This window comes from Flavobacterium sp., from assembly GCF_043779715.1.
Classification (GTDB): Bacteria; Bacteroidota; Bacteroidia; order Flavobacteriales; family Flavobacteriaceae; genus Flavobacterium.
The window spans coordinates 1-4,555 of record NZ_JAYWDT010000047.1; the positions used below are offsets into that span (position 1 = coordinate 1).

Annotated in this window: 2 protein-coding genes; both read right to left on the reverse strand. The window is 31.9% G+C overall.

What is annotated here, in order from left to right; translation table 11 throughout:
• Positions 1 to 50 precede the first annotated feature (50 nt).
• Complete coding sequence (locus ACH2BG_RS02295; RefSeq protein WP_395046116.1) at positions 51 to 2,453, reverse strand: thiamine pyrophosphate-dependent enzyme; 2,403 nt, start codon at positions 2,451 to 2,453, stop codon at positions 51 to 53.
• A 183-nt stretch (positions 2,454 to 2,636) separates the two neighbouring features.
• Positions 2,637 to 4,555 (reverse strand): aminopeptidase (locus ACH2BG_RS02300; protein WP_395046117.1); only part of this gene is annotated, 1,919 nt, incomplete at its 5' end.

The following is a 4,555-nucleotide window of genomic DNA, read 5'->3' on the forward strand; positions in this document are numbered from 1 at the left end:
AAAAACGCCAAACAAATTTCTTCGTCCGGCGTTTTTAAATTTTTATTTTTTTAATATAAACTAGGAAATTTATTTGGATTTACTTCATGCATCATCCCATATACTTTCTCAAAAATATCCTCGACAGATGGTTTCGAGAAATAATCTCCGTCAGTTCCGTAAGATGGTCGGTGCGATTTTGCAGCTAATGTTTCAGGTTGACTGTCTAATACCATATATCCTTTTTGCTCGTCGATAATTTGTTGTAAAATATAAGCCGAAGCACCACCAGGAACATCTTCATCTATAATTAACAATCGGTTTGTTCTGCTCAATGATTTTACAATATCGTGATTTACATCAAATGGCAATAATGATTGGATATCTATAATTTCGGCATCAATTCCTACTTCTAATAATTCTTTTGCGGCTTGCTCTACTAGTCGTAATGTTGATCCGTATGAAACTAAAGTAATATCGTTTCCGGATTTAATAGTTTCAACCACACCAATTGGCGTTTTAAATTCACCTAAATTGGTTGGCATTTTTTCTTTTAGACGGTAACCATTCAAACATTCAACCACAAGAGCAGGTTCATCAGTTTCTAATAAAGTGTTATAAAAACCAGCCGCTTTAGTCATATTTCTAGGAACTAAAACGTGAATACCACGAATCGCATTAATAATCATTCCCATAGGAGAACCTGAATGCCAGATTCCTTCTAAACGGTGACCACGAGTACGAATAATAAGTGGCGCTTTTTGGCGACCAGCAGTTCTATATTGTAAAGTTGCCAAATCGTCGCTCATGATTTGAATAGCGTAAAGCAAATAATCTAAATACTGAATTTCAGCAATAGGCTTCAAACCACGCATTGCCATTCCTATTCCTTGACCTAAAATGGTAGCTTCACGAATACCAACATCGGCAACACGAAGCTCGCCGTATTTTTCTTGCATTCCTTCTAAACCTTGGTTTACATCTCCAATATTTCCTGCATCTTCTCCAAAAATTAAACTTTCAGGATATTTTGTAAAAATAGCATCAAAATTATCACGCAAAACCAAACGAGCATCTACTTCTTCGGCAGAATTATCGTAAGTTGGTAAAACTTCCTTGACAGAAAATATATTTTTATCTGATTGCGAAAATAGGTGAGAACTAAATTTTGGTTGAATTTTATTTGTATAATTAGTAATCCAAGTAGCTAGTTGGTCTTTTCCGTTTTCTTTGACAATTAATCGTAAAATTTTACGGGCTGTTGTAATACTATCTTTTCTTATAGGCTCTTTTATTGCTGCTAAATCACTTGCATATTTTTCTATAAAAACTTTATTTTCGCTACTATTTGCAATCGTATTTAACAACGAAACTAATTCGTCTCTTTCTTCTTTAATAGGTGTTAAAAATGCTGTCCAAGCTGCTTTTTTAGCTTCTAAAACCTCTTTTCTGGCTTGATTGTCTATAGCATCAATTTCTTCAGATGTGGCAATATTGTTTTCAATCATCCACAATTTCATTTGGCGTAAGCAATCGAAATCGCCTTCCCATTCTAGTCTTTCGGCATTTTTGTAACGCTCGTGCGACCCAGAAGTAGAATGTCCTTGTGGTTGTGTAAGTTCACGAACGTGAATTAATATTGGAATATGTTCTTCTCTAGCTATTGCTGAAGCTTTTTGATACGTTTCGACTAATGTTGGATAATCCCAACCGTTTACAGTCATAATTTCGTAACCTTTATTATCTTCATCACGTTGGAAACCTTTTAGGATTTCCGAAATGTTTTCTTTGGTAGTTTGATGACGTGCATGAACCGAAATTCCGTATTCGTCATCCCATACACTCATCACCATTGGTACTTGTAAAACACCAGCTGCATTGATTGTCTCAAAGAACAAACCTTCAGAGGTAGATGCATTTCCTATAGTTCCCCAAGCAACTTCATTTCCTTTTTCAGAAAAGTTAGTTTGGTTTATTCCAGAAACGTTTCTATATATTTTTGATGCTTGTGCAAGACCTAACAAACGAGGCATTTGCCCAGCTGTTGGAGAAATATCGGCACTCGAATTTTTTTGTTGCGTTAGGTTTTTCCAGTTTCCGTTTTCGTCTAGTGAATGTGTAGCAAAATGCCCACCCATTTGACGGCCAGCACTCATAGGATCATGAGCCAAATCGGTATGACCATATAAACCTGCAAAAAACTGTTGGTTTGTCATTTGACCAATCGCCATCATAAAGGTTTGATCACGATAATATCCTGAACGAAAATCACCATTTTTGAAGGCTTTTGCCATCGCCAATTGTGGAATTTCTTTACCATCTCCAAAGATTCCGAACTTGGCTTTTCCAGTCAAAACTTCACGTCTTCCTAGTAAACTACATTCGCGACTTGTGGTTGCAATGGTATAATCGTGTATAACTTCGGTTTTGAAATCTTCAAAAGTTAACGGCTGTTTTTCTTCTACTTGTATCATAAATTCGAAATGTAATAATGACAAATTTAAGTAAAAACTAGTTATGTTGTATATATGAAGAGAAAAATATTATTGAATTATTGATAATTTTTATATTAATTACAACTATAAAATTACATTATATGTTTTTAATGTTGAATTTTAATGTTTTTTATTTAAAAATAAAATCAAAAAACTGAAATATTAAAACCATTTTCGTGTAAAAAGCCCAATAAGTGTTTTGGGATTAAATGTAGCAATAAATCGTATTTTTTCTTGGTAATTTTTTTGTCCCATTTCAAATCCATTACTAGAATATACGGGTAAAAACAGCTCGAAATAGCCAGGTACTAAGTCAAGATGTAAACCACTATCATATACAAATTTAGGATTTTTCCCTTTGTTTTGGTACAAACCCACATCTCCATACATTTCGATCCAATGCCATATAGATGAAGTTGCGTTTACAGTTGTCATCCATTTGTTTGCATACGGATTTGCAAATTTAGATTTGAAACCACCTTCGGCAATTATTATTTCTTGGCTAAATAATCCTGTGCTTTCTGAACGACCATAATAATTATAATCGAATAGATAATCTTTGGGTCTGTCTAGTCCGAAGCTATAAAATTCGGTAGTTGTTTTTTTGTATAAAAATGTTCCTGCATACAATCTTAAACTAAATTGATAATTATTTTCTAGGAGTTTTCGGTAGGCAATTTCGGTTGAAATTTTACCAAAATTTCCTGAAAATTGTAAATCGGTTGCAAAAGCAAAACCTTTTGAAATTTCGGAATTACGCATCGAATATTTTACATCAAAAACAGAATAACTTAAGGGAGAATCTTTTGTCGTTGTGTTTGTTTTAATGGTAATGGGTGCAGGATCTTTGTTTACAAATATGTTTCTAAAAGTAAGATATTGTCTTTTATTACTTCGCAAATCGGAATCTCTAAACTTAAATTGTAATACGGGATTTATTTTTAAATAAGCTGCATTTTGAATATAATGATAATAAGCACCGCTTAATCCGTATCTAATTTCATAAAGTTCTTTATTTCTAAATTGTTGTCTAAATGAGATTCCTCCTGAACCAGTAAATGATTTTGTTCTTGTCGAATAACTTGGGCTTACATCATAAATAAAAGTTCGTCCCACAAATGATTTATTGTGCAAACTTAATGAGGTAATTATTCCGTCATATAAATTGTAAGTGACTTCTGGGACATAAAAAATCTGATTATAAGCGGGATTTTCTAAATCTTTAAAGAAATTAAGTCTTAATGGTCTGTTTAGAGATAAAAACCCTTTTAGCGATTTGTAATTATTTCTAGAATTAAATTCAGGAATATTGTTATTATAATTTAAGACTAATTTGTCTGCAATATTTCTGCTAATTGCAAATGTTGTATCATTTTTTATATTGTACAACCATTGGGTAAAAACAATTTCCTTATTTTTTAATCCGCTTATAGTTATAGGAACTGTTGTGTTAGAATTATTTTTTATGGTTACAGAAATACTATCTTTGGTTTTGTTTAATTTACCAAATTTATAATCGATAATTTTTCTCGAATTAATTAAATTTAAAAAAAACCAATCGATATTTTGATTAGAATTTTTCTTCAAAATGGATTCGAAATCATCTAAATCGGTTTGTTTTTCTTGATTTAACAGTAAAAACTCTCTAAAACTATTTTCAACAGTACTATCTTTTAGAACTGAGTTCAAATATTTAAAACTCAAACCAGCTTTATATTTCCCTGCGATTTGCTCGTTAAATTTGATAAAGTTTTCTTTCGATTCTCCAATGGCTTGGTCTAGATTATCTCTCGCCATGAGTAGGTATAAGTATTTGTATTGCGCATTAAAATCGGCATTTACTAGATTATAACCTTTTAGAATTTTATATTTAGAAAGGTTCCCTAACATTTTTAGTTCTGGATGATTTTCTTCGATATATTTCATCATGATGTATACCTGAATAGCATCAAAAATATAACCGTTTTTTCTTTGGTCTATTTTTAATGATGACTTCAAGTAATTATATAAATAAGCTTTTAGGAATTTTATTTCATACAAAAAATCATTTGGGAAAGGGCTTATAAAAGCTGGCAATTGAT